This window comes from Rhizobium aethiopicum, assembly GCF_900094625.1.
Lineage (GTDB): Bacteria > Pseudomonadota > Alphaproteobacteria > Rhizobiales > Rhizobiaceae > Rhizobium > Rhizobium aethiopicum.
Window position 1 is genome coordinate 232,704 of record NZ_FMAJ01000004.1, and the last position, 23,720, is coordinate 256,423.

A 23,720-nucleotide genomic window follows, 5' to 3' on the forward strand; every position below is an offset into this window, starting at 1 on the left:
AAGCGGCTGGACTCGCATTGGACAAAGCGCATAATTCCGCGCGCAGATCCCGGGGAGGAATGATCGTTGACGTTACGACACCAGATCATCGCATTGGCGATCGTCCCGCTCGTCATCTCGATCCTTGCGATCACCACCTTCATCACCTGGCAATCGGCAAATCTAGCCAAGAACAGCATCGACACGTTCGAGCAGAACATGCTGAAGACCAAGGAAGCCGAAATCCTCAACCTGACCAATCTCGCCTTGTCCGCCATCCAGACGATCTATGACAAGGCCAGCCCCGACGACGAAGCCGCCAAACAGCAGGTGGCTGAGATTCTGACCTCGCTCGATTATGGCAGAGATGGCTATTTCTTCGTCTACGACTATGACGGCAACAATATCGTCCATCCGCGCCAGAGCTTCCGGCATGGGCAAAATTGGCTCGACCTCACGGATCCGGATGGCGACAAGGTCATTGCCGAGCTGATCGCCACGGCGAAGGCGGGCGGCGGTCTGCATCAGTACAAATGGCAGAAACCCTCCACCGGCCAGATAGCCGACAAGCTCTCTTTCGTCGTCAGCCTCGACAAATGGCGCTGGGTCGTAGGCACCGGCGTCTATCTGGACGACGTCTTTGCCCAGAGCGCGGCCGCCAACGCCGTGATGCGCGCCAACATAAGACGCACCTTCGTCATCGTCGCACTGATCGCCGTGCCATCGGTGCTCGTCGTTTTCACGACCTGCATGCTCCTTACCTTCCATGAGCGCCGCATGGCCGACGGCCGGCTCAAGGAACTGACGCAGCGGGTCATCGATACCCAGGAAGAGGAGCGCACGCGGCTGGCGCGCGAGCTGCATGACGGCATCTCGCAGACCCTCCTCGGCGTGCGCTATGCAATGGACCTCGCCGGCCGCAAGGTAAGGACCAATGTCGACGAGGCGGCGCTAACCATCGAGCGCGGCGTCGAGGCGCTCAACGGCGCCATCAAGGAAATACGGCTGCTCTCGCACGATCTGCGCCCCCGCGTGCTCGACGATCTCGGCCTGACCGCGGCGCTGGAGGCGCTCAGTCATCACTTTGCCGAACGGACAGGGATCGAGACTGATATCGACGCGTCAGGCTTTGCCGGCACGCTGAAGGCGGAAGCCAGCACCGCCCTTTATCGCGTCGCCCAGGAGGCCTTCAACAATGTCGAGCGGCACTCGGCCGCTTCGAAGCTTTCGGTCAAGCTGTGGGGCGACGGCGGCCGCGCCCGCATGACGATTTCAGACAACGGCACCGGCTTCGACGGCAGCAAGGCCGGCGCATCCGGCGGATCGGGCCTCGGCCTGCGCAACATGCAGGAGCGGATGGCGCACTTCCGCGGCCTGCTGCTCATCAACAGCAGCGAGGCCGGCACGACGCTGACGGCGATGATGCCGAGGTCGGCCAATCTTCCCGCCGGCAAGCAGGCGGAAGCCGCATGAACGAACGCGCCAAAATCAGGGTTCTCCTGATCGACAATCATCCGCTGGTGTTGGACGGATTGAAAGCCGTGCTTGAGACCTTCGACCATATCGAAGTCGCAGGCACCGCCGGGCTCGCGCAAACAGGTCTCGACATCGCCCGCCAGATTCAGCCGCAAGTGGTGCTGATGGACATCAACATGCCGAAACTCAGCGGCATCGATGCGATCGAGCTGTTCCGGAACGAACTTCCGCAGACCCGCGTCGTCATGCTTTCCATGCATGACAGCCGCGAGTATATTTCCTCCTCGGTCATGCATGGCGCCGCCGGCTATGTGCTGAAGGACGTCTCGACGGACGAGATCGTCGCGGCCATCGAAACCGTGGCTGATGGAGGCACCTATTTCTCCTCCGGCGTCTTCGACGCGCTGATGGGCGAACGCGCGGAGGAGGGGAGCGATCCCCTGACGCCGCGAGAACGCGACATCCTTGGTCTGATCGTTGCCGGCCGCAGCAACAGGGAGATCGCCGAGGCCCTCGGGATCACCCCCGCCACGGCCGAAACGCACCGCAAGAACCTCAAGAGGAAGCTCGGCATCGCAACGACGGCGGGCCTCATCCGCTATGCGCTCGACCACGGTATCGTCCCGCAAATCGGCGCAAATCCTCGCCTACCCACTTCTGGGTAGGCCCCGGCATTTCAGCCCTGCGCCCATCTTGTGAGGATAAAACCGACGCCATAGGACTCCATTCGCGGCTGGCCAAGTGCTGGCCGTTGGGAGGAATTCACATGCGTTACATCAGCTTCCGATCGGTCGGAAAACCTCGAGTGACCCAGACCGGGCCTGCCGCGGCCGCCGGCTGACAGACCTGCCTTCCACGCCGACAACTGGAACATGGCGACCGCCGCCCGCGGCGCCTGAAAGGGATCCGACATGGAAAAACCACATAGCAAGGCAGCGCTCTGGCTGCTGATCATTCCATTCATAGGTCTGCTCTGGCCGCCATTCTACAATCTCCGCGAGCCGTCGCTTTTCGGCTTTCCCTTCTTCTACTGGTATCAGCTTCTGTGGGTACCGATCACCGCGACGCTGACCTGGATCGCCTATCGGAGCGTTCGCCATGACGACTGACATCAACGGCACGGCGCTTGCCGTCTTCATCTTCTTTTTCGCCCTCGTCACCGTCATGGGTTTCGTCGCCAGCCGCTGGCGCAAACCGGAGACGCTCGCCCATATCGATGAATGGGGTCTCGGCGGGCGCAACTTCGGCACCTGGATCACCTGGTTCCTCGTCGGCGGCGATTTCTATACCGCCTATACCGTGATCGCCGTCCCGGCGCTGGTCTACACGGTCGGCGCCTACGGCTTCTTCGCGCTTCCCTATACCATCGTCGTCTATCCCTTCGTCTTCATGGTCATGCCGGTGCTTTGGAAACGCGCCAAGGATTTCGGCTATGTGACGGCCGCCGACGTCGTACACGGCCAATACGGATCGCGCGGTCTCGAACTTGCCGTCGCGGCAACCGGCGTCATCGCCACCATGCCTTATATCGCGCTCCAGCTCGTCGGCATGACGGCGGTCCTGAAGGCGCTCGGGCTTCATGGCGAACTGCCGCTGGCGATCGCCTTCATTGTGCTGGCGCTCTATACCTACTCGGCCGGCCTGCGCGCCCCGGCGCTGATCGCCTTCGTCAAGGACATCATGATCTACATCGTGGTGATCGCAGCCGTAGCTTTGATCCCGTCGAAGCTCGGGGGCTATGCCAACGTCTTCGCCTCGGCCGATGCGGCCTTCCAGGCCAAGGGCTCCGGCAACCTGCTGCTCGGCGGCAATCAGTATGTCGCCTATGCAACGCTCGCTCTCGGTTCGGCGCTCGCAGCCTTTATGTATCCGCATACGCTGACGGGCATATTCGCCTCCAACAGCGGCAAGACGATCCGCAAGAATGCGATCATGCTGCCCGCCTATACGCTGCTGCTCGGCCTTCTGGCGCTGCTCGGCTATATGGGACATGCCGCCAACCTGAAGCTCGACAGCGCCAACGACGTCGTTCCGACGCTGTTCAAGACGCTGTTTTCAGGCTGGTTCTCCGGCTTCGCCTTTGCAGCGATCGCGATCGGCGCGCTGGTGCCGGCGGCGGTGATGAGCATCGGTGCCGCCAATCTCTTCACCCGCAATTTCTGGAAAGCCTATGTCGATCCGAAAGTCAGCGATGCTGGCGAGGCCAAGGTGGCGAAGGTGACCTCGCTCGTCGTGAAGGTCGGTGCGCTTCTCGTTATCATCTTCCTGCCGACGCAGTTCGCACTCGACCTGCAGCTGCTCGGCGGCATTTGGATCCTGCAGACGCTTCCGGCGCTGGTCTTCGGACTCTATACCAACTGGTTCCGTGCACCCGCTCTGCTTGCCGGCTGGTTCGTCGGCTTCTGCGGCGGCACCTTCCTCGTCTGGGATGCCGGCTGGAAGCCCCTGCATCTGATCAGCCTCGGCGGCGAGCCCTTCACCGTCTACACCGGCCTGCTGGCGCTTGCGGCAAACATCGGCGTCGCCGTGGTGATCAATGCCCTTCTTCCGGCCAAGGCTGCGGTTCGGGCGTAAAATGAAATGCGAAGGGCAGCCAAGGCTGCCCTTCATAACTTTTCTTTTCAGCAGAGGATGGTGAGAGGCCGGGCGATTAAAACTCTTCCCAATCGCCGGCCAATGCTGCGTTCCCCTGGGTCGCATGCGCCTGGAACGACTTGCTCACCTTGGCAACCATCTGGCGGGCGGGCGAGGAAACCGGCTGAGCATGTTGTGCCGCGGCAGCGGGCTGCGATATGCGCCTGGGTGCTGCCACGGCGCCTCCGATGCTGAACTGGCCGAGAAGCTGGAACAGCGCGTCGGCTTCCTTGGCGAGGTTATGGGCCGCGGCTGTCGCTTCTTCGACCATGGCGGCATTCTGCTGCGTGCCCTGATCCATCCTGTTGACCGCCGCGTTGATCTCTTTCAGCCCGGTTGCCTGTTCTTGCGAAGCGCCGACGATGGCGCCGACATTGCCGTCGACCTGCTGCACCTGTACGACAATCTCTTTCAGGGCTTTTCCGGTCTCGCCGACCAGGGCCACGCCGCTTTTGACATGGCCGTTCGAGGCATTGATCAGTTCCTTGATCTCCTTCGCGGCCTTGGCGGAACGTTGCGCCAATTCACGCACCTCCTGGGCAACGACGGCGAAACCCTTGCCTGCTTCCCCGGCGCGGGCGGCTTCGACGCCGGCATTCAGGGCAAGCAGGTTGGTCTGGAAGGCGATCTCATCGATGACGCCGATGATGCTGCCGATTTCAGTGGCGGAGGATTCGATCTTGCCCATGGCATCGACCGCGTCCTGAACGACGTTGCCCGAGCGTTCCGCGCTGTCCTTCGTCTTGCGAACGAGCTGTCCTGCTTCCTGAGCCTTACTGCTCGAGTCGGCGACGGTGGTGGTGATCTGCTCCAAGGCGGCGGCGGTTTCCTCGACGGATGCGGCCTGCTGTTCGGTCCGCTTGGCAAGATCGTCCGAGGAGGAGCGGATCTCCTGTGCGCCGGCGGCAATGGCGCTGGCGTTCTGGGCAACCTTCTGCATGGCGGCGCGGAGCTTTTCGACTGCCGTATTGAAGTCGGCGCGCAGCTTTTCCAGCGACGGGATGAACGGCGTGTCGATCTGCTGCGTAAGATCGCCGTCAGCCAGCGCCTGCAGTGCGGTGCCAAGCCGGCCGACAGCCCGGTCCGTCTGCTCGGCAAGAGTGCGGCGTTCGTCGGCATCCTGCTCGAGCCGGTGCCGCTCCGCGACAGCCCGCTTGCTTTCCGCATCGGCCTCCCGTTCCGCCTTTGCGGAAATCGCGTCGCGCAGGCCTGCCACGGCACGCGCGAGCTTGCCGATCTCGTCGTCGCGGGCTTCGAGGCGGCGATCGCCCTCGAGATTGCCCTCCGCCATCGCCTTCAGCGAAAGCTGCAGTTTTGCCAGCGGGCCGACGATCGTGCGGGATGTGATGGCGGCAGTGACGACGGAAAGAAGAGCCGCAATGCCGAGCGCGGTCAGCGCTATCGGTTTGAAGCCGCTCGCCGAGCTGCGAACCTCGCCGCCGATCGATTTGTTCAGCGCTTCCTGATAGTCGATGAACTTATTGATGGCGCCGAGCCACTCCACGAAGGCCGGCCGGGCCTGTTCGAGCAGGATCTTGCGGGCCGCTTCGCCATCGCCCTTCTCCTGCAGCGCGATGATCTCAGCGACCAGAGGATTGGTTTTTGCCTGGATGCCGGCAATCTCGTTCAGAATGGTTTTTTCCTGATCCGTCGCACCCGCCGGGGATGCAACCATGTCGGCCATGCGCTTTTCGTTCTCGGCATAAGTGGCCGCCAGCTTTTCGATCAGCGCCACGGCCGCCTTGCGTTCGTCCGCCGAGGTCACCAGGGTCACGTCGCGAATGGCGATCGCCCGATCGTGCACGCTGCCGCGATAGTTGATGGCAAACCGCTGCTTGACGCTGTTGACGTCGTTGATCGTTTCAAGATCGCTGTTGATCTGCGCAACCTCTACCGCCGAATAGATGGTCAGGCCGGCCATCAGCAGAACCAGGAAGCTGAAGCCTAGGGTGAGACGCACCGCGATCCCGAAACTCTTAATGCTGTTCATTGGCACTCTCCATCGTTGGCGAGGTTTGTCAGAAGTGGCTTGGACGCCAGGACTCGCTCGTCTCACCTCATTCAAGCGTGCGGCCTCGATCCGTACCCCGAATGCGTCCGGCCCCGCTCTTCGCGCCGGACATGCCACTTCGCATGCACACTGCGCATTCATCCGGGAGCGGCCGAGCCGATGCCCCGAGACGCGGAAGCGCGCGTGAAAGCAACACCGTCAAATTCATGTAAGATTTCAGATGCCTGGCCCGCCATCATGGCGTAGGTGACGATCCTGAGCACGTCGTTCTGATATCCCAAAAAATTTAGGGGAATATATTTTAGAGAGTGTAAACGGAGGCTGCTGAGCGCCAATATGCTGCGCTTTCGTATGTTTGATGCGCATTTTTTGCGCGGACGCCACGTGAAAAGAGTATGCCAAGTTGTTTCGCGGAAACGGCCGATATCTGCTGTTGTAGATCCGACGCTCAACTCTTTCAGCGCCTTGCACTCGGACAATGATCTGAGGAACGGCGAACGGAAATTGCGAGTCACTTCGGATGCACTGCAGGAGCGCGGACGATGCTTGGCGCCGTCTCTAGGTCGCCAACAATTCCGGCCGCAGCCAATGGCGACCTGGTATCCCCGTGCTCATGGCATTGCCGCCTGCGGCGTCGGCCAAAGGCGCGCGATCGAACGCTCATATCCGGATCGGCAATCGCATGAAAATGCGCCCGAGACATGTGTCCAGGGCGCTGAAGGTCTTGGTGCGGCCAATTGAGCCGCCGGGGAAGCCGGGATCGGCTGCATCAGGCGATATGCGGTGGATATTCGCTGGCCGAGAATACGTGATGGTGCACCTTGCCCGTGAAGAGCTTCAGAAGCTCCCCCGTCACTTCGCGGCTCTCCGAGCGCACATTGGAGCGCAGCGCCGTGTCCACCGCATCCATATCGGGATAGCGAATGGCGAGCGCCATGGCATAGACCGGGGCGCCTTCGTCGCGCTCCATTCCATCAAGCACCCGGACTTCTTCGGCGCCCGGAAACTGAGTCCATAGCGGGACAAGCCGCTGCCTCACGAAATCGCGGAACTCCTCTTCCCGGCCGGGATGGATTTCGCCTTCAAACAAAGCGTAACGAATGATCATAGGTTCTCTTTTCCAAACTCGCGGAGCTGGATCGATGGTGATGCGGGGGAGGGAGGGCGTATCGGCTGATACGCCCTGGTGGAGGGGCTTATTTGCCCCAGATTTTCTTGTATTGGTCGCGATAGCCGTTGTCGGGATCGAAGCTGTTCTTCGGCCCGCCGTCGAATTCGACATTCGCACTGGTCACGACATGGAGCGGCGACACATAGCCGGACCACGGAGCGCCGGCGAAAGCGCGGTTCAGTTCGTCGACGAGCTGCCAGCCCTGAAGGTTGAGCGGCTCGGCGACCGTGACGGCCTGGAACTGCTTGGCGCGGATGCGCTGGTAAGCGCTTTCCGAACCGTCGCCGGCGGCGACATTGACCGGCTTTCCGTCACCGGCAATGCCGGCCGAGGCAAGCGACGGTCCCATGAAGTCGTAGTAGAGGTCGTTGATGGCGAGCGAGTGCGTCCACTTGGCGCCGTATTTCTGCAGAAGCGACGTAGTGAGCTGCGGCATGCGCTGAGAGGTTTCGGCGATCGGCGTATCGACATATTCGAGCACCGTGCCGCCGAGATCCTCGATCTCCTTCTTCATGCGATCGGCCTTGGCGATCGCGATCGCATAGGTGGAGTCGGTGAAGATGATGACACCCGGCTTACCGTCGGCATCGGCGAAGGCCCAATCTGCCGCGGACTTCGATACCTCCATCGCATCGGTGGTGACGTTGGCGAAGACGCCGACGTCGGCAACCGGACCGACGGCAGACGCGGCGTGCCAGGAAACCATCGGAATACCCGCAGCCTTGGCCGCTTCCATCGCCGGCTTCTGCTCGACGGCGTCAAAGCCGTTGATGATGATGCCATCCGGCTTCAGCGCCATGGCCTGGCCGAAAGCCGCGGTGCGCCCTCCGATCGAACCGGCGCCGTCGAGCACCTTGACCGTCCAGCCGAGTGCGCCTGCCGCTTCCTCAACGCCATTGGCCACGCCGAGGATGCCGCCGTTCTTCATGTCGCCGGCCAGGATGACGATGTTCTTGCCGGCAGCGCCCTTGGGGCCGCTCGTCGGGCCATCCCAGGCGCTCACCTTGGACGCATATTTCTCGACCACGGCCTTGGCGTCGGCCATGGAATCGGCCATTGCCGGCACGCTGAGCATAACGGCGACGGTCGCGACCGTTGCCTGCAATAAAGTCCTGCGCTTCATCTTCACTCCTCCATTTTTTGTTTGTTGTGAAATGCCGGGATGAGCCGGCATCCTCATTTGGATGCGGGTGTGATCCTCCTCACAGCACCGCGCTTGCGCTGGGCATAGCCTGCTATGCCGATGGCGATCAGCAGGGTCACGCCGTTGAACAGCGGTTCGACGAAGAACGACCCGCCGAATTGCTGAATTCCAGATATCCCGACCGCCAGGATGATGACGCCGATCAAGGTGCCCCAGACGTTGACCCGTCCCGGCTTGATCGTCGTCGATCCGAGGAAAGCGCCGACAAGTGCCGGCAGGAGATATTCGAGGCCCACACTCGCCTGGCCGATGCGCAGCTTCGAGGCGAGGAGAACCCCCGTCAGAGCCGCCAGCAGGCCTGATGTGACGAATGCGCCAATCACGAACTTGCGGACCGGAATCCCATTGAGAGCCGCGGCCTTAGGATTGGCGCCGATGGCGTAGAGATAACGGCCGATCGGCAGATATTCGAGCACGATCCACATGCAGATCGCAATCAGCAGCACGTAGAAGCCGGTGATGGGCAGGCCGAACAGCATGGTGCCGTTCAACGCATAGAACCCTTCCGGCAGGACGCCGACCACCTGCCGGCCGCCGGTGTGCCAAAGGGCGAGCGCATACAAGACCGTTCCCGTGCCGAGCGTGGCGATGAAGCTGTCGATCTTCGCCACTTCGACCAGCAGACCGTTGATGAACCCGGTAAGGACGCCGAGCGCAAGAACGATAAGGACGGCAACCGGCCAGGGCAGACCATAGACCGTCTGCAGGCTGATGGCGAGAATGTGCCAGAGCACGATGCCGTAGCCGACGGTCAGGTCGATGCGGCCCGATGCCATCGGGATCATCGCGGCGAGCGACAGGAGTGCGATGATCGCCTTGTCGGAAACGATCGAACGGACGTTCAAGACCGTCGGAAACGTATCCGGCAGCATGATCGAAAAGAGCAGGATCAGGCCGACGGTCAGGATCACCAGTCCGTAGACGGGGATCAGGCGTCCGATCTTCTGTCCTGCGGACAAGCCGGCCATTTCGCTCTTGGTCGGCTCCAGCGCCGTGGATTCAATGGATTGCATGGCTGTTCTCCCGATGGCTTAAGCCGCTTCCGACGCAGATGCAGCCGTGATGACCGCCTCCGTCGTCAGAGCGCTTCCAGTCAGTTCGCTGACGATTTTGCCGCGCGAGAAGACCAGCGCGCGGTGGCAGATATGGGCGATTTCCTCGAAATCCGTCGAGACCACGACGACCGCGAGACCGGCTTCCAGCGCCTGCGTGATCAGGCGGTAGATTTCCGCACGCGCACCGATATCGACGCCGGCGGTCGGATCTTCCGCGATCAGCAGTTTCCGGCCGGTCGCCAGCCAGCGGCCGACGACGACCTTCTGCTGGTTGCCGCCGGAGAGCGCCTCCACCGGCAGATCCGGATCGTTCGGCCTGAGGCCGACGGATTGGCCAATCGCATGGGCAAGGTCGGCTTCGCCGCGCGGAGACAGGAAGGAAAAAAGCCCGCGTCCGACGGCGCCGGGGTTGATATAGGTATTTTCCCGAATGGACAGCGACAGCGCGACGGATTCCTCCGTCCGGTCGCGGGCGATCAATCCGATGCCCGACGCCATTGCGCTCAGCGGGCTCGAAAGGTCCGGGGTCTGGTCGTGCAGCAGGATCGTACCGCCGAAGGGCTCGCAGCCGAACAAGGCCCGGCCGATCCGTTCCTGACCGGCGCCGCGCAGGCCGGCGAGGCCCAGAAGCTCGCCCTGCTTTATATCGAAGGATATCGGGCTCGTGCCGGCGCAGACGAGATCGCGCACCTTGACGATCGCCTTGCCGGGTCTGATCTCGGTCTTCGAAAAGAGACTATCGCCGCTGCGCCCGATGATCATCGTCACGAGTTCGTCGGGGGTCGTCTCGCTTACCGGCTTTTGCCCCACCATCCGCCCGTCACGCAGAACAGCGACCCGATCGGCGATGCGGAAGATCTCGTCCAACCTGTGGGAAACATAAATCATGCCGACGCCGCGATCCTTCAGAGGACGGATCGCATTGAACAGCCGGTCGACCTCATCGGCGGGCAGGCTCGCCGTCGGCTCATCGAGCACGAGGACGTCGGCTTCGACGGCCAGCGCGCGGGCAATGGCGACGAGCGATTTCTCCGTGCGCGACAGCGCCGAGACCCGCGTCGTGGGATCGAAGTCGCAGCCGACGAGCTTCAGAGCTTCCTTGGCGCGCGCCTGCGTCTTCTTCCAATCGATCAAACCGCCGCGCATCGAGAAGCCCTGCGACAGACCCATATTCTCGCCGACCGTCATCCACTCGATCAAACCGAGATCCTGATGGATGAAGGCGACCGGCTGTCGCTCGTTCGGCTTCGGCGGGCGGTGGTGATAGCTCTGGCCGCGGAAAAGAATGTCGCCGTTATCGGGCTTATAAATACCGGCGAGGGTCTTGATGAGCGTCGATTTCCCGGCTCCGTTTTCGCCGAGCAGCGCAAGGATCTCCCCCTCGCGCAAATCGATCGATACATCACGCAGTGCCTGCGTGCCGCCGAAGCTCTTGGTGATCGATTGGAACTCCAGCAGTCTCTTGGCTTCCACCGTGGCTCCTCCCAAAGCTGCAGTTGTTATCCTGAACGTATGTTATCGATAACATTCGTGGATGGTCAAGCGGAAAGATGGCGATCTCGCATTTCACGCAAGAGATTTTCAGCCGGCCTGAATCCCGTCGAGAAGACGCATCATCTCGGCCGAGTCCTTCGACCCGAGGCCGGCTGCGCAAAGCAGGCGATGGATCTCGACCACAGCGCCCGTCATCGGCAGCGGCGTCTTCGTCTTCAGCGCAAAGGCCTGAAGCGAATCCAGATCCTTCAACATGTTGTCGATTCTGCCCGTCGGCAAGAAGTCGCGCGCGGCGAATTTCGCCATGAACTCCTGCATGATGCGGCTGTCGGCCCGCCCGCCGGCAAGGGCTGCCGGAATTGCCGCCGGATCGACGCCGCCGGCTTCCGCGAGCTTGACCGCTTCCGCGACCGCCTGAAACAGCACGGCGCAAAAGAGCTGGTTGATCAGTTTCGTCGTCTGCCCTGCGCCGGACGCGCCCATCAGCGTGTAATTGGCGGCAAGATGCCGCATCACCACACGCGCCCGTTCGAAATCCTCCGGGCTGCCGCCGGCCATGATGGTCAGCTTGCCGCCGAGCGCGCCGGGCACGCCGCCGGAAAGCGGGCAATCGACCCACGCCATTCCCGTTTCCCGTCGCAGCCGCACTGCCATGTCGGCCGTCTCGGCCGGGTCGATCGAGGACATGTCGATCAGCAGCTTGCCGGCGTTCGCGGCCGCAGCAACACCCTTTTCGCCGAAGACGACGGCATGCACGATGTTTGCGTGATTGAGGCTGAGCACGCAGAATTGCGACGCGGCCACTGCATCCTCCACGGAGTTCGCGGCGCGAGCCCCCTTGGCTTCAAGCGCCGCGACTTTCTCGGCATCCAGATCGAAGACGGATACGTTATGACCCGTCTCGATCAAGCGCGTGATGATCGCCGTCCCCATGATGCCCGCGCCGATGACGGCGACATCTGCTCTATAGTCATCCTGCATGAAACCCTCCCTTGACGGCGGCGCCTCTCAGCTCCTCACAAGCCAGCGCCACCATATCATCCAAAGCACTATCGATTGCGACCGTCACAACACCGGGCTCACCGGTCGGCGGCTCCAGCGTCTGCAGCTGACTATCGAGCAGCGAGGCCGGCATGAAATGGCCTTGGCGAGCCTGCATCCGCGACAGCAGAATCTCGCGCGATCCCTCGAGGAAAACAAAGGCCAGATGCCCGCCCGCCGCCTGTCTCAGCCTGTCCCGATAATTTCTCTTCAGCGCCGAACAGGAAATCACCAATCCCTGTGAGGCCTTTTGCGCCGCCCTTACTTCCTCGCCGATCCGGTCAAGCCAGGGCAGGCGGTCATTGTCCGTGAGCGGGATGCCCTTAGCCATCTTCTCGACATTAACAGCCGGATGGAGTTGGTCACCCTCCAGAAACGGCAGGCCGTATTGCACGGCGATGCGCTCTCCAACTGAGGATTTGCCGCAGCCGCTGACGCCCATGACCACGACGGCCAAGGGCAATACCTTTTTCTCAAGATCCATCGTCTGATCTCTATCAGAGGCAGGTCGTGATGCCGCCGTCGACATAAAGCGTATGGCCGTTGATGAAGGACGAGCCGCGGCCCGACAGGAAGACGGCAGCACCCACCAGTTCCTCGACATTGCCCCAGCGTCCGGCCGGCGTCCGTTTCTCGAGCCACGAGGAAAATTCGGGATTATCGACCAGTGCCTGGTTGAGCGGCGTCTTGAAATAGCCCGGCGCAATCGCGTTGATCTGCAGGCCGTGCTTGGCCCAGTCGGCGCACATGCCGCGCGTCAGGTTGCGCACCGCGCCCTTGGTCGCCGTGTAGGGAGCAATGCCGGGACGGGCGAGCTCGCTCTGAACCGAGGCGATATTGATGATCTTGCCATGCCCGCGGGCGATCATCGCCTTGGCCGCCGCCTGGCCGACGTAAAAGACGCTCGAAATATTGGTGGTCAGCAGCAGTTCCCATTTGTCCGCCGGGAAATCTTCCAGCGGCGTGCGGAACTGCATGCCGGCATTGTTGATCAGGATATCGAGCGGACCGATATCGGCCTCGATCGCGGCGATCCCCTGCGCGGCAGCGTCCTTGCTGGTCACGTCGAAGATGGCCGCATGGGCAGAAAGACCTTGAGCCTTGAGGCTTTCGACTGCGCGTTTGACGCTTTCGGGCGTGCGGCCGTTGATGACAACCTCGGCGCCATGCTGCGCCAGGCCCTCGGCCAGTGCATAACCGATCCCCTGGCTCGAGCCGGTGATCAGGGCAAGCTGCCCGGTAAGATCAAACAGGTTCTTCATGCAAATAACTCCTCCGGTGTCGCTGCGAATGACGGCTTATACCGCCACTTGCGGTGAAACTCACTTGACATCCCTCTCTCGGATTATATGTTATCGATAACATAATCAACAGCCAAAATGCGGGATGGAAACGAAATGCCTGACGTAGAAATCTTGATGGCCGGGGCCTATCCGGAGTGGGACATGGTGGATCTGGAGGCGACCTACCGCATCCACCGCCTGTGGGAAGCGGCCGACCGGCAGGAACTGATTTCAAAAGTCGGCAGCAATATCCGCGCGATCGCGACGCGCGGCGAACTCGGCGCTTCCGCCGACCTGATGAAGCAACTGCCGAAGCTGGAAATCGTCTCCTGCTACGGCGTCGGCACCGACGCGGTCGACCTGTCCTATGCCCGCGCCAACGGCATTCGCGTGACGAATACCCCTGACGTGTTGACCGAAGACGTCGCCGATATCGCGATCGGACTGCTGCTTTCCACGGCGCGCCAGATTCCGCAGGCCGACGTTTTCGTCCGCACCGGCCAGTGGGGCAACGTTCCCATGCCGCTGGTGACGCGGGTTTCGGGCAAGAAGGTCGGCATCGTCGGCATGGGGCGGATCGGCAAGGCGATCGCCAGGCGAGTGGCCGCTTTCGGCTGCGACATCTCTTATTTCGCCCGCAATAGGGACCAGGATGTCGCGTATGGTTATGAAGCCAATCTGGTCGCGCTTGCCAAATGGGCCGACTTCCTGATCGTCATCGTTCCCGGAGGGGCCGCGACCATGAAGATCATCAACGCCGAGGTGCTTGAAGCGCTTGGTCCGGAAGGTATGCTGATCAACGTTTCGCGCGGAACGACCGTCGACGAGGAAGCGCTGATCGCAGCGCTTCAGAACCGCACCATCCAGGCGGCAGGCCTTGACGTTTTCCTCAACGAGCCGAAAATCGATGCGCGCTTCCTGACGCTGCCGAACGTCGTGCTGCAGCCCCACCACGGCTCCGGCACCATCGAGACCCGCAAGGCCATGGGTCAGCTGGTCAGAGATAATCTTGCCGCGCATTTTGCCGGTCGCGCGCTTCCGACTGCCGTCGTGTGAGGACCTCGACATGAAAGCCATCGTCATTCACGCCGCCAAGGATCTCAGGGTCGAAGAGCGCGAGCCGGAGGTTGCGGGAGCTGGGCAGGTGGAGATTGCCATCGAAGCCGGCGGCATCTGCGGCTCCGACCTGCATTATTACAATCATGGAGGCTTCGGCACCGTTCGCCTGCGCGAACCGATGATCCTCGGCCACGAGATCGCCGGCACGGTCAAGGCTCTGGGCGCCGGCGTGAGCGACCTTGCCGTTGGAGACCGCGTTGCGGTTTCCCCGAGCCGGCCGTGCAGCCATTGCCAATATTGCCTGAAGGGCCAGCCGAACCACTGCCTCAACATGCGGTTTTACGGCAGCGCCATGCCCATGCCGCACATTCAGGGCGGCTTCCGTCAGCGCCTGGTGGCGGAGCGCTGGCAGTGCCACAAGGTCGCCGACGGCATTTCCATTCATGAGGCTGCCTTCGCCGAACCCTTTGCCGTGACGCTGCATGCGGCAAGCCGCGCCGGATCGCTGCTCGGCAAGCGGGTGCTGGTCACCGGCTGCGGCCCGATCGGCATGCTGGCGATCGTTGCGGCCCGCGTTCTTGGCGCGCGCGAGATCGTCGCGACCGACGTCACCGACAGCGTTCTGGCGATTGCCCGCACCAGCGGCGCGGATCGAACAATCAACGTTACCACCCATGCCGCCGACCTTGCCGCTTACGGCGCCGACAAGGGTTATTTCGACGTCATGTTCGAGGCGTCGGGCAATGAACGGGCCGTGCGTGCGGGCCTGGAGGTGCTGAGGCCCCGCGCCGTTCTCGTTCAGCTCGGCCTTGGCGGCGATGTCTCCATTCCGCAGAACATGATCGTTGCCAAGGAAATCGAAATGCGCGGCACATTCCGCTTTCACGAGGAATTCGGGCTCGCCGTCGAGCTGATCAACGCCCGCCGCGTCGATCTGAAACCGCTGCTCACTGGCGTCTTCGGGATCGACGAGGCCGTCGCCGCCTTTGAACTGGCAAGCGACCGCAGTAAATCGATGAAGGTGCAGATCGCCTTCTGACATCGGCGCAGATTATTGAGCGCTGCGCTGCGTGCTCTCGCGAAGGACAACCCTGTAGCTCGTCAATGTGATCTCGTCGCCGGCCGCCTCGCCGCTGCCCTGCAGGGCATCCAGCAGGCGGACGGCGGCCTGGCGGCCGATGCCGTAGCAGTCGACATTGATGGTGGTGATGCTGGGATGACAGACCGACGAGATCTCGTAATCGCCGAAGCCGGCAACGGCGATGTCCCCCGGCACACTCATCCCCCTGCGTTTGCATTCCATGATCGCCCCGAAGGCGGAAAGGTCGGAAACGCAAAGAACGACTTCCGTGTCCGGCCAGCGCTCCAAGAGGCTCACAATCGCCTGGCCACCCTGTTCCATGGTGATCGGCGGCACACCGAAGGAGATCGCTCGGCCGGGTCCCAATCCCAGTTCGTCGACGGTCTTCAGAAACCCGCTTCGCCGCTGGCTGCCGCGCGTATCGCGCGCCGTCGTTCCGCCGATATAGCCGAACTTTCGATAGCCCTGGCTTGCAAGCGACCGCACCAGCAGCGACATCGCCTCGCTGTTCGAAAAGCCGACGACATGATTGATCGGCTCTTCCGGAATCTCCCATGTTTCGACTACCGGAATGCCGGCCTTATCAAGCATGCGTCGGGCGCGGTCAGTGTGCGAACCGCCGGTCAGGATGATGCCTTCGGGACGTCGGCGCAGCATCGCCTCGATCAGCTTTTCTTCTTTCTCGGCGGAATAGTCGGTATAGCCGAGAAGAAGCTGAAGGCCGGTATTCTCAAGTGCATCGGTAATGCCCCGCGCGGTGTCGGAGAAATTCGAGTTGTTGATCGAGGGCACCAACGCCGCGATGAAGCCGCTGCGCCGCGAAGAAAGACTGCCGGCCGACAGGTCGAGCACGTAACCGAGCGCGTCGACGGCTTCCATGATGCGCTTGCGGGTCTCTTCGGAAACGCTCGCATCCTGACGAAAGGCGCGCGAAACGGTCATGGCCGACACGCCGACATATTTGGCAACTTCTGCCATTGTCAGCTTTTGGGCGTCTCCTCCCTTGAGACGCTTGTCTTTCGGCTCGTCCTCGTTTTTCACTGGGCTCCGCTTTCCAATCAGCTTCCGAGTTGGCAACTCGCGGCACGATAAAGTTATCGCTATCATCGCACAATCGTTATTTTTGCAGGATTGCGGCGTTCCACAGTCCATTGCTCTCTGTACGAACAGAGCGAAACAAGGCAGGATGGTATCGATAACAATTCAAGATGAGGAAGCACCATGTTCGGAGAAATTGAGGGGACGCGGTTTGAGGTTCTCGATCCGCGCTTCGAAAACTGCTTCGTCGGCCACGCACGCGTAGAGCGGCTTTGGACAGGCGGCCGCTGGCTTGAAGGACCGGCTTGGTTTGCGGCCGGACGCTATCTGGTCTACTCGGATATCCCGAACAACCGGATGATGCGCTACGACGACACCAGCGGGCACACATCGGTATTCCGCTCACCCAGCAACAACTCGAACGGCAACACCGTCGACAACCAGGGCCGGCTCGTTAGCTGCGAGCATCTGACGCGCCGCGTCACGCGGACGGAATTCGACGGCAGGCTCACTGTTCTGGCCGATCGCATCGCCGGCAAACGGCTCAATTCTCCAAACGACGTCACCGTCAAATCCGATGGGTCCATCTGGTTCACCGACCCGAGCTACGGCATCCTCCACGATTATGAGGGCGATTATGGCGAAGAGGAAATCGGCGGGTGCCATGTCTACCGGCATGATCCCGCAACAGGTGCGACCGAGCAGGTGACCTCCGACTTCGTCAAACCGAACGGGCTGGCTTTCTCCCCGGACGAGACGGTGCTCTACGTTGCCGACACCGGGGGAACACACCTGGCGGGCGGTCCGCGTCATATTCGAAAACTCGCCGTATCGGATAATGGACAGCTGACCGATCTCGGCATTTTCGCCGAATGTACCTCAGGCTTTTTCGACGGCTTTCGCATCGACCGGAATGGAAGGATCTGGACGAGCGCCGGCGACGGTGTGCACATTTACGATCCGGATGGCACTCTGCTCGGCAAGATCCATATTCCCGAGATCGTCTCCAACGTGGCTTTCGGCGGCGAAAAGCTGAACCGCCTCTTCATCACCGCAACAACCTCTCTCTACGCCGTTTATCTGACGGCCAATGGATCGAAACTGGGATAGCTCTCATACGGGCCAGGCCGCCCTTGAAATCGCCTTGTTTCAGGCTGCTGACAAACCACTGTCAAACCCGCGACGTCATCCTCGGCCTTGTGCCGAGGATCTGCGCCCGTCTCAACTAAGCATCTCAAAACAATAGTTTTCCTGCTAAGCAATAGCAGTGCTCAGATGCTCGGCACAGGGCCGAGCATGACGGAGGAGACTTTGTCAACAAACTGAGGCGAGGCCGTTTTCCAGGCGGCTTCGCCTTTCGGGACCTCTCCGTCTATCGTTGGCTGAGGCCGTCAGCCAACCTGACGAGACCCAGAAAATCCGATCTGTAGCCGAAGTGATCCGTCCCCCGCGATGCCGCCGCGAGATCGGCAATCGCCTGGTAGGAATAGGCATCGACGGCAGGGACGCGGCTCAGTTTCTGTCCGAAGGCGGCGACGGCCACCGAGAAGCGCACATCCTGCGGCGCGGCGTCGATGGTGGCGACGGTGTTACCCTCGCCGACCGGGGTGGTAATCAGCGCACTCTGGTCCTCGCCCGGCCGCTTGTAGCGCATCTTGACGAAGGCAAGCTCGCCTTGGTGCGCGCCGCTCGCCGTCTCGGCGGGAGCCTTGTCGGCTGCGCCATACCGCAGGTCGTCATTCATCACCGCGGGGCTTCCCTTGGGCGTAATCTCGTAGATCGCCGTAACGCTGTGGCCGGAGCCGATATCGCCGGCATCGACCCGGTCATTGTTGAAATCCTCACGGTTGAGAGCGCGCGTCTCGTAGCCGATCAGCCGGTATTCGGCGATCCGTTCCGGATTGAATTCGACCTGGAACTTGACGTCCTTGGCGATCGGAAACAACGTCGATCCCGCCTCTTCGACCAGTGTCTTCTGCGCCTCCGCCAAGGTGTCGATATAGGCGGCGCTGCCATTGCCGTTCTGCGCCAGCGTCTGCATCAGGGAATCATTGAGACTGCCGCGTCCGAAGCCGAGAACGGTCAGGAAGATGCCGTCCTTGCGCTTTTCTTCGATGATACGCTTCAGATCCTCGTCGCTCGACGGGCCGACATTGAAGTCACCGTCCGTCGCCAGTATCACCCGGTTGACGCCATCCTTAACGAAGGCCCGTTTGGCGAGATCGTAGGCCGCCTCGATGCCCTCGGCGCCGCCGGTCGAGCCTCCAGCCTCCAGCCTGTCAATTGCCGCGAGAATTTTCGACTTCTCCGCCCCCCGCGTCGGCTCAAGCACCGTACCGGCATTACCGGCATAGGTGACGATCGAGACGGAGTCGTCCGGTTTCAGCCTGTTGACCAGGAGGCGGAAGGCGCTCTTCAGAAGCGGCAGCTTGTCCGGCTCATCCATCGAGCCCGAGACGTCGATCAGGAAGACGAGATTGGCATGCGGTGTCGTTGCCGGCGCGATGTCATAGCCCTTGATCGCCACATGCATCAATTGCGTGTCTTGGTTCCATGGCGTCGGCATCACTGTGACGGTTGCCTTGAAGGGCTGACCGGCATTGTCCGGACGCGGCCAGTCGTAGGGGAAATAATTGATCATCTCCTCGACGCGAACCGATTGCGGATCGGGCATCGCTCCGCCAGTCAGTGATCTGCGGACGAAGGAATAGGATGCGCTGTCGACATCGGCGGAAAAGGTCGAAACCGGATCGGTCGCCACGCTCTTGATCGGATTTGCCGCGGCATTGGCAAACCGCTCGCGATCGGGGTCGCGTTGAAGCTGCGCACGCCCATCTGCTGGCGGAACAGGCGAGGGGGCGACAGCCATCGGTTCAGCCAACAGCTGCCCTTGAGCCACCATACCGGGAGCGGCCGGTGCAGCGCGTTTGGCCGCGCCGAGTGTCGCAGCAGAGCCCTCCGACTTGTTCAGAACGGCGACCCCGCCGGCATCGAATTCAGAAGCCTGAGGCGTAACGGGTTTTGCGGTAGCCTGCTGCTCCTTGTCCTGCGCGACTTGGGCGCCACCAGCCGCAGACGATGGATGCGGCCGGCTCTCTTCGGCCGGGGTTTCGGAAAGCTGAGGCGCGGCCGTCACCGGTTCGGCCGGTTTCGGCGCATTGTTTTGCGAAAGGTTGCCGGCGATCTCGGTCTGGTCGACGATCGGCGATCCGTTGCGGCTCAGCTCGACCGTAAGGTAACCGGCGGCGGGAATGACGAGCAGCGTCGCGAGGGCTGAACCGGCGAGAAATTTCTTGTTCATGGCAGGGCTCCATATCCAGTTGATGATGGAGCTTGGACGCCAGCCTTTCGCATTTCCTTGGGCTGCCGCCGCATTATTTTGTGCATTGTCGAAGGCCTGCATCGCCGCGGCAAGGGCGCGCGCGCGCGCCTCCGGATCGGCTGCAGGCGGCGTGGTGCGGGAGAGTTTTTCAAGTTCCTTGTCCACGGTCATACCTCTTCCTTGCCGAGCATCGCCTTCAGCCTTTTGCGCGCCTCATGGACCTGCCAGGACACAGTCGTTTCCGAGCAGCCCATGATATCGGCAGCGGCCGAATGGCTAAGACCTTCACCGTAAACGAGCAGCACGGCGTCGCATTGGCGTTCCGGCAAGGCGCGCACGGCCGCCCATAATTCGCTCGACATCTCGTCATCATTTCCCGGCACATCCTGCCGCGGTTCGGCGGCATAAGCGCGGAATCTCTGCTCTTCCCGCGCAAGCTTGCGTCTATGGTCGCGTGCGGCGTTGAGCGTCAGCGTATAGAGCCATGTCCTGAACCGGCTTGCGCCGCGAAAACTGCGGATCGCCGCGCCGAGCTTGACGCAGACCTCCTGGGCGATGTCATCGGCATCGGTGGAACTGCCCGACCATCGCCACGCCGTCGCGTGGACGAATTCATAATGGTGCGAGACCAGTTGCCCGAAGGCTTCACGATCACCGCGCTGCGCCCGTTCTATGAGCTCCGCATCCAATGCGCACCTACCCCCAAGCTATCAAGCAAGATGCTATTTCTGGATTGAGACGTTTCTCCGATGGCGTTCCTTGGGTCGACAGCGAAAAATTTTCGTTCTTTTTCGAACACCGCCAATATCTCCAACGCAGCTTGAAAATAATGAAGCATCGCGACATCCACGAGTCGCGACCAGACAGATTGCCTCCGTCCCGAAGGCGCATGATGAGCGCAGAGTCGGCCAGGGACATGGATCTGCATGTCCCAAATCGAAAGGACTTTCCATGTCCGTTCCATCGCCTGTCCCTACCGAAAAAGGCATCCTGCAGTTTCTCGAGATTTGCGATAGTTTCTATCCTCAGGACGCCGTCGAAGCGTCGGTCGAGCAGCAGCGAAACTGGTACGACGCTCTTTGCGCGCGGTTAGACCGCCCGCTGCCCCCGGATATGATCTTTGCCGACGGCATGGTCCAGCGCATCCCCATCCGGCGCTACCGTCCGCGTAAAATCAGCACGCGCACTGTCCTGCTCTATCTACATGGCGGCGGTTTCGTCGTCGGTTCGCTGGAAAGCCATCATGCCATCTGCGCCGAGATCGCCGATTTTGCCGGTGCAGAACTCGTTTCCGTCGATTATCGCCTGGCTCCCGAATATCGCTGGCCAGCACAGACGGATGACGGCTTTGCCGTTTTGAAGCATCTGCTTTCGGCCAACAACAAGGTCGTGCTGATCGGCGACAGCGCCGGCGGCAATCTTGCGGCGGGCCTTGCACTGCGCGCACGCGACGAGGAGCTATCTGGCGTCGTCGGCCAAGTCCTGATCTACCCCTCCCTCGGCGGAGACGTGACGGCCGGTTCCTATGTCGAAATGGCTGCGGCGCCTGGCTTGACGACGGCCGATGTCGCTTACTATCGCGAAATCCTGCAGGCGCCGGCAGGCGCCGAGATTGCCGAACCGCTGAATGCACCTTCGCTTGCCGGACTGCCGCCCACCTTCATCACCGTCGCGCATTTCGACCCCTTGAGAGACGACGGTCGTCAGTACGCAGCCCGGCTCGCCGCCGAAGGCATCGGAGTCCGGTTCCGCGAAGAGCCGCAGATGGTGCACGCGTGGCTGCGCGCCCGTCATATGAGCGATGGCGCGCGAGACGGCTTCCACGCCGTCTGCGAGGCGATCAGAGATTTCGCGGCACCCTGAATCACATCAGGTCGCGCGCGATCCGCTTTTCGGCAAAGATCTTTTCGAAGATCTGCACATCGTCCTCGAAAGCGGTAACGACGGCACTGATGACCCAGTCGGTTGCTGTGCAGGCAATTCGAGCGGTCGCGATGGTGCGCACGAACCAGCCGGGCCGGTGCATGTCGCAGGTCCAGGTCGAGGTGCCGGTCATCGACAGCGGATCATCCGGCGAAATCGACCAGATCTCTTCCCGCAATTGCCGCGTCAACAGGCCGGTCTCAGGGTGTTCGTAAAGGCCGGTCTCCTCGTGGATTCGATAATCCGTCCGGTTGGCCGAGAGATCCCGGACGACCTGCCGCTTCGTCGCGGCGCCCGCATGCTCGATATATTTGGGCAGCGGATCGGGATTGGCCGGTTCCTTGACTTCGATCTTGCTGTGGTCCCCGAGCAAGGGCAGCGCCAGGCCGAGCGATGCGATATCGATCTCGACCCCGTCGTCGTCCGGTGGCGGCAGGATCATCGGCCAATAGGCAGTGGAAAGCGAAAGGCGGATGCGATGGCCCTTGCGGAAGCGGTAGCCGCAGGCATCGAGGACGAGCCGGATCGATACTTTTTCTCCCGGCACCAGCGGCCTGGGATCGGCATTGCCGTCGCGATGGGTGAGATTGACGACGCCGAAGGCAACGCGTGTGGCTGTGCCGTCCGGATGGACGTCGACCAGCCGGGCACAGAGATTGCCGCCTGTCGCGTGGCCGCGCAGCGCAAGCGTCACGATGGGCCGGCCGAGATAATCATGATCCCCTGCAAGCGGCGTCGTATCGAAGACCAGCGAGCCGGCATCGTCCGAGCGCTGATCGATCGCCATTTCGGCGTCGGGCTTCAGCGTGAAGTATTCTCCCGATGCCGTGCCGGTATCGAGCGGAGAATGGAGATAGACGGGATGCCCGGGCGCATGCGGAATCGGCATGCCTTCCGTCAACCGCCCGAATTGCTCGACATAGAAGCATTGCATCTTCGGCGACGACCAGCTGTCCTTGGCGACCCAGAAGCCCCGATCGCTGTCCCGCCGCGCGGCAGGCCTGACGGCATCGAGAATAAAGGCGCGGGCCTGCGGCAGCCGCTCGATGCCATTGTCCTCGCCGCGCAGCCATTTGTTCCACCAGGCGATTGCCTCGCTATGGAAATCGGCGCGCGGCTTCGGCCAGGCGAAGTGCGGATATTTGTGCACCCAAGGGCCGATCAACGCCTTCGCCTTGCCGCCTATGCCCTCCACCGCCATGAGCGGCGTGTTGCGATAACCGTCCGCCCAGCCGGCAATGACGAGCGCCGGGATGTCCACGCTGGAAAAATCTTCCGAGATCGACCCGTGTCGCCAGAAACCATCGCGCCGCTGGTGAGCCAGCCACTCCTCCATGAAGAACGGTTCGCCCGCCAGGCGCTCCAGCCACATCTCCTTCCAGCGCTCGCCGACGAGGGCAGGATCCGGCGGCCGCGACTGGTAACCGAGCATGGTCGCCGCCCATGACAGCTGGGCGGAGAGATGGCAGCCGTTCTTGTAGTGGATGTCGTCGTTGTAGCGGTCGACGGTCGAGGCGATCGAGATGACGGCTTTCAGTGCCGGCGGGCGCAATGCCGCGACCTGCAGGCTGTTGAAGCCGCCCCAGGAAATCCCCATCATCCCGACCGAGCCGTTCGACCACGGCTGCGCGGCGATCCAGGCGATCAGCTCACACCCATCGGCAAGCTCGCGCTCGGTATATTCGCCGTCGATGACGCCGTCCGATTCCCCGGATCCGCGAATGTCGACACGCACGCCCGCAATGCCGGCGGCCGCAAAGACCGGATAGGTCGATTCGTCCCGAAGACTCGTTCCGTCGCGCTTGCGATAGGGCAAGAACTCGAAAACGGCTGGAACGGGATCTTCTTCCGCGCCGTCGGGCATCCAGATGCGTGCGGCAAGCCGCGTTCCGTCCTTAAGCGCAATCCATTCATTCTCGATGGTGGTGAAGCCGCGCGATGTCATGCTC

Annotated in this window: 20 protein-coding genes; 8 read left to right on the forward strand and 12 right to left on the reverse strand. The window is 61.9% G+C overall.

The window, feature by feature from the left end; all coding sequences use genetic code 11:
* The first annotated feature begins 66 nt into the window (after positions 1 to 66).
* From mctS to mctP, 4 genes are all read left to right on the forward strand, one after another.
* Positions 67 to 1,452 (forward strand): two-component system sensor histidine kinase MctS, encoded by a 1,386-nt coding sequence (gene mctS, locus GA0061105_RS10925; RefSeq protein WP_092750105.1) that lies wholly within the window; start codon positions 67 to 69, stop codon positions 1,450 to 1,452.
* Positions 1,449 to 2,120 (forward strand): two-component system response regulator MctR, encoded by a 672-nt coding sequence (gene mctR / locus GA0061105_RS10930; RefSeq protein WP_064695130.1) that lies wholly within the window; start codon positions 1,449 to 1,451, stop codon positions 2,118 to 2,120. The genes mctS and mctR overlap by 4 nt, the downstream gene beginning before the upstream one ends.
* Positions 2,121 to 2,366: 246 nt before the next feature.
* Positions 2,367 to 2,564: a DUF3311 domain-containing protein gene (locus tag GA0061105_RS10935; RefSeq protein WP_092750107.1), complete on the forward strand. Its 198-nt coding sequence runs from the start codon at positions 2,367 to 2,369 to the stop codon at positions 2,562 to 2,564.
* Positions 2,554 to 4,029: a monocarboxylate uptake permease MctP gene (mctP, locus tag GA0061105_RS10940; RefSeq protein WP_092750109.1), complete on the forward strand. Its 1,476-nt coding sequence runs from the start codon at positions 2,554 to 2,556 to the stop codon at positions 4,027 to 4,029. Before GA0061105_RS10935 ends, mctP begins: the two co-directional genes overlap by 11 nt.
* Positions 4,030 to 4,105: 76 nt before the next feature.
* On the opposite strand, the gene GA0061105_RS10945 is transcribed toward mctP, so the two are convergent.
* From GA0061105_RS10945 to GA0061105_RS10980, 8 genes are all read right to left on the reverse strand, one after another.
* Positions 4,106 to 6,079 carry a HAMP domain-containing methyl-accepting chemotaxis protein gene (locus GA0061105_RS10945; protein ID WP_092750111.1) on the reverse strand — a complete coding sequence of 658 codons (1,974 nt, stop codon included), beginning with the start codon at positions 6,077 to 6,079 and terminating at the stop codon, positions 4,106 to 4,108.
* 790 nt (positions 6,080 to 6,869) lie between these two features.
* On the reverse strand, positions 6,870 to 7,208 hold the full coding sequence (locus GA0061105_RS10950; protein ID WP_064695134.1) for a hypothetical protein: 339 nt from the start codon (positions 7,206 to 7,208) through the stop codon (positions 6,870 to 6,872).
* An 88-nt stretch (positions 7,209 to 7,296) separates the two neighbouring features.
* A complete protein-coding gene (locus tag GA0061105_RS10955; RefSeq protein WP_092750113.1) occupies positions 7,297 to 8,394 on the reverse strand; it encodes an ABC transporter substrate-binding protein in 1,098 nt (365 codons plus the stop codon).
* 53 nt (positions 8,395 to 8,447) lie between these two features.
* Positions 8,448 to 9,488, reverse strand: coding sequence for an ABC transporter permease (locus tag GA0061105_RS10960; protein WP_092750115.1), 1,041 nt, complete (start codon positions 9,486 to 9,488; stop codon positions 8,448 to 8,450).
* Between the two features lie 18 nt (positions 9,489 to 9,506).
* The gene (locus GA0061105_RS10965) at positions 9,507 to 11,003 is read right to left on the reverse strand and encodes a sugar ABC transporter ATP-binding protein (RefSeq protein ID WP_092750117.1); all 1,497 of its coding nucleotides are present in this window, start codon (positions 11,001 to 11,003) and stop codon (positions 9,507 to 9,509) included.
* 108 nt (positions 11,004 to 11,111) lie between these two features.
* Positions 11,112 to 12,005, reverse strand: a complete 894-nt coding sequence (locus tag GA0061105_RS10970; protein WP_092750119.1) for an NAD(P)-dependent oxidoreductase — start codon at positions 12,003 to 12,005, stop codon at positions 11,112 to 11,114.
* Positions 11,995 to 12,549, reverse strand: a complete 555-nt coding sequence (locus tag GA0061105_RS10975) for a gluconokinase (protein WP_092750121.1) — start codon at positions 12,547 to 12,549, stop codon at positions 11,995 to 11,997. Before GA0061105_RS10975 ends, GA0061105_RS10970 begins: the two co-directional genes overlap by 11 nt.
* Before the next feature lie 13 nt (positions 12,550 to 12,562).
* Entirely contained in the window at positions 12,563 to 13,327 is a 765-nt protein-coding gene (locus GA0061105_RS10980; RefSeq protein WP_064695139.1) for an SDR family oxidoreductase, read from the reverse strand.
* Between the two features lie 135 nt (positions 13,328 to 13,462).
* Between GA0061105_RS10980 and GA0061105_RS10985 the strand changes: the two genes are divergently transcribed.
* Together GA0061105_RS10985 and GA0061105_RS10990 are read left to right on the forward strand one after the other, a co-directional pair.
* On the forward strand, positions 13,463 to 14,404 hold the full coding sequence (locus GA0061105_RS10985; protein ID WP_092750123.1) for a 2-hydroxyacid dehydrogenase: 942 nt from the start codon (positions 13,463 to 13,465) through the stop codon (positions 14,402 to 14,404).
* 10 nt (positions 14,405 to 14,414) lie between these two features.
* Positions 14,415 to 15,446, forward strand: coding sequence for an L-idonate 5-dehydrogenase (locus GA0061105_RS10990; RefSeq protein ID WP_092750125.1), 1,032 nt, complete (start codon positions 14,415 to 14,417; stop codon positions 15,444 to 15,446).
* A 12-nt stretch (positions 15,447 to 15,458) separates the two neighbouring features.
* Here GA0061105_RS10990 and GA0061105_RS10995 read toward each other — a convergent pair whose 3' ends face one another.
* On the reverse strand, positions 15,459 to 16,529 hold the full coding sequence (locus tag GA0061105_RS10995) for a LacI family DNA-binding transcriptional regulator (protein WP_064695142.1): 1,071 nt from the start codon (positions 16,527 to 16,529) through the stop codon (positions 15,459 to 15,461).
* Positions 16,530 to 16,709: 180 nt separating this feature from the next.
* Between GA0061105_RS10995 and GA0061105_RS11000 the strand changes: the two genes are divergently transcribed.
* A complete protein-coding gene (locus GA0061105_RS11000) occupies positions 16,710 to 17,636 on the forward strand; it encodes an SMP-30/gluconolactonase/LRE family protein (RefSeq protein ID WP_092750127.1) in 927 nt (308 codons plus the stop codon).
* Positions 17,637 to 17,898: 262 nt separating this feature from the next.
* Here the strand turns inward: GA0061105_RS11000 and GA0061105_RS11005 are convergent, their stop codons facing one another.
* Together GA0061105_RS11005 and GA0061105_RS11010 are read right to left on the reverse strand one after the other, a co-directional pair.
* Complete coding sequence (locus tag GA0061105_RS11005; protein WP_092750128.1) at positions 17,899 to 20,019, reverse strand: vWA domain-containing protein; 2,121 nt, start codon at positions 20,017 to 20,019, stop codon at positions 17,899 to 17,901.
* Positions 20,016 to 20,537: an RNA polymerase sigma factor gene (locus GA0061105_RS11010; protein ID WP_092750130.1), complete on the reverse strand. Its 522-nt coding sequence runs from the start codon at positions 20,535 to 20,537 to the stop codon at positions 20,016 to 20,018. The genes GA0061105_RS11005 and GA0061105_RS11010 overlap by 4 nt, the downstream gene beginning before the upstream one ends.
* Positions 20,538 to 20,799: 262 nt before the next feature.
* Between GA0061105_RS11010 and GA0061105_RS11015 the strand changes: the two genes are divergently transcribed.
* Positions 20,800 to 21,711, forward strand: coding sequence for an alpha/beta hydrolase (locus tag GA0061105_RS11015; protein WP_092750132.1), 912 nt, complete (start codon positions 20,800 to 20,802; stop codon positions 21,709 to 21,711).
* A 1-nt stretch (position 21,712) separates the two neighbouring features.
* Here GA0061105_RS11015 and GA0061105_RS11020 read toward each other — a convergent pair whose 3' ends face one another.
* On the reverse strand, positions 21,713 to 23,716 hold the full coding sequence (locus GA0061105_RS11020; protein ID WP_092750134.1) for a CocE/NonD family hydrolase: 2,004 nt from the start codon (positions 23,714 to 23,716) through the stop codon (positions 21,713 to 21,715).
* Between the last annotated feature and the right edge of the window lie 4 nt (positions 23,717 to 23,720).

What these genes read in the sequence shown, in the direction of transcription:
- GA0061105_RS10985 (WP_092750123.1), top strand. Translation starts at nt 13,463, where the DNA reads ATGCCTGACGTAGAAATCTTGATGGCCGGGGCCTATCCGGAGTGGGAC.
- mctP (WP_092750109.1), top strand. Translation starts at nt 2,554, where the DNA reads ATGACGACTGACATCAACGGCACGGCGCTTGCCGTCTTCATCTTCTTT.
- GA0061105_RS11015 (WP_092750132.1), top strand. Translation starts at nt 20,800, where the DNA reads ATGTCCGTTCCATCGCCTGTCCCTACCGAAAAAGGCATCCTGCAGTTT.
- GA0061105_RS10945 (WP_092750111.1), bottom strand. Translation starts at nt 6,079, where the DNA reads ATGAACAGCATTAAGAGTTTCGGGATCGCGGTGCGTCTCACCCTAGGC.
- GA0061105_RS10970 (WP_092750119.1), bottom strand. Translation starts at nt 12,005, where the DNA reads ATGCAGGATGACTATAGAGCAGATGTCGCCGTCATCGGCGCGGGCATC.
- GA0061105_RS10950 (WP_064695134.1), bottom strand. Translation starts at nt 7,208, where the DNA reads ATGATCATTCGTTACGCTTTGTTTGAAGGCGAAATCCATCCCGGCCGG.
- GA0061105_RS11005 (WP_092750128.1), bottom strand. Translation starts at nt 20,019, where the DNA reads ATGACCGTGGACAAGGAACTTGAAAAACTCTCCCGCACCACGCCGCCT.
- GA0061105_RS10955 (WP_092750113.1), bottom strand. Translation starts at nt 8,394, where the DNA reads ATGAAGCGCAGGACTTTATTGCAGGCAACGGTCGCGACCGTCGCCGTT.
- GA0061105_RS11020 (WP_092750134.1), bottom strand. Translation starts at nt 23,716, where the DNA reads ATGACATCGCGCGGCTTCACCACCATCGAGAATGAATGGATTGCGCTT.
- mctR (WP_064695130.1), top strand. Translation starts at nt 1,449, where the DNA reads ATGAACGAACGCGCCAAAATCAGGGTTCTCCTGATCGACAATCATCCG.
- GA0061105_RS10935 (WP_092750107.1), top strand. Translation starts at nt 2,367, where the DNA reads ATGGAAAAACCACATAGCAAGGCAGCGCTCTGGCTGCTGATCATTCCA.
- GA0061105_RS10990 (WP_092750125.1), top strand. Translation starts at nt 14,415, where the DNA reads ATGAAAGCCATCGTCATTCACGCCGCCAAGGATCTCAGGGTCGAAGAG.
- GA0061105_RS11000 (WP_092750127.1), top strand. Translation starts at nt 16,710, where the DNA reads ATGTTCGGAGAAATTGAGGGGACGCGGTTTGAGGTTCTCGATCCGCGC.
- GA0061105_RS10980 (WP_064695139.1), bottom strand. Translation starts at nt 13,327, where the DNA reads ATGAAGAACCTGTTTGATCTTACCGGGCAGCTTGCCCTGATCACCGGC.
- GA0061105_RS10960 (WP_092750115.1), bottom strand. Translation starts at nt 9,488, where the DNA reads ATGCAATCCATTGAATCCACGGCGCTGGAGCCGACCAAGAGCGAAATG.
- GA0061105_RS10975 (WP_092750121.1), bottom strand. Translation starts at nt 12,549, where the DNA reads ATGGATCTTGAGAAAAAGGTATTGCCCTTGGCCGTCGTGGTCATGGGC.